Origin of the sequence: Kitasatospora sp. NPDC056531, assembly GCF_042794375.1 — a bacterium.
GTDB lineage: Bacteria > Actinomycetota > Actinomycetes > Streptomycetales > Streptomycetaceae > Kitasatospora.
In genome coordinates this window covers 1-957 of record NZ_JBHTTU010000348.1, presented here as the reverse complement: position 1 = coordinate 957, position 957 = coordinate 1, and the positions used below count along the sequence as shown (strand labels likewise).

The window sequence follows — 957 nt, the reverse complement described above, 5'->3', positions numbered from 1 at the left end:
GAGCCGACGGGCGACGCTGCTGTGGTGCAGGTGGAGGAACTCGGCGGCGCGGCGCAGGGAGCCGGCGGCGCAGTAGGTGTCCAGGGTCTCCAGGTCCTCCGGACCGGCGGCGAGCCGGGCGACGGCGGTGACGTCGGCGTTCTCCCGCAGGGCGGCCGCAGGCACCTCGGCCAGTAGCGCGAGGGCGCCCAACTCGGTGTGGCGGACGACGGGTTCGCGCGCGGTGGTGAAGCGCAGGGCGGTCCGGGCCTGCCGCCAGGAGCGCTCGGGGCTCCCGGCTTCGCCGAGGCCCGCCCGCACCCCGTCCGGGAGCCGGGTCGGATCCGGGGCAGTGGTCAGGATGACGCCCACGTCGGCGAGCGGTGCCGCCTTCACCGGCCGGTCCGGGCAGAGCAGGGAGCCGATCCGGTCGAGCGGGAGCAGGGGTAGCCCCGGCGGCATCGGAGGCGGCGGGAGCTGCGCACGGACCGCGACCACGGTGAGCGCCGCCCCGGGCGCGAAGCCCAGCAGCCGCAACGCCCGCGCCCTGGCCGCCTCGTCACCGTCTGCGCTGATCGCCAGCTCGACCAGCGCCGGGTCGGCCATGGTGGTGCGGGCCGGACCGTAACGTTCGACGGCGGCCGCGACAGCGATGGCGAGCCGGTCGAGCAGGATCTCGTCGAGCGGGCCCGCCGGGCCGGGGCGTTCCAGCCACACCGTGCCGATCTCCTCGTCGTCGAGGGTGACCGGCACCTCGCTGGACGCGGGCGACAGCTCGGTGGTGGCCTCGGTGCCGTACGGCGAGACCCGGATCACCCGCCCCGCGCCGTGCAGCCGGATGCCCGCCAGGCACTCGGCCAGGCCCGCCGAGGCCCGCGCGAGCGCCGGCAGGTCCACCCGACGGCGCATCAAGGTGTCGTAGAAGCCGACGATGCGGATCGCGCCGTCGACGTACGGATCGAGTCCCGACAGCCGTAC

The 957-nt window shown here is 76.2% G+C and carries 1 protein-coding gene; it reads right to left on the bottom strand.

Going from position 1 to position 957, the window contains the following annotated elements:
- Window positions 1–957: PucR family transcriptional regulator (locus tag ACFQ87_RS46315; protein WP_380617063.1), on the bottom strand; the 957-nt coding region annotated here is incomplete at both ends.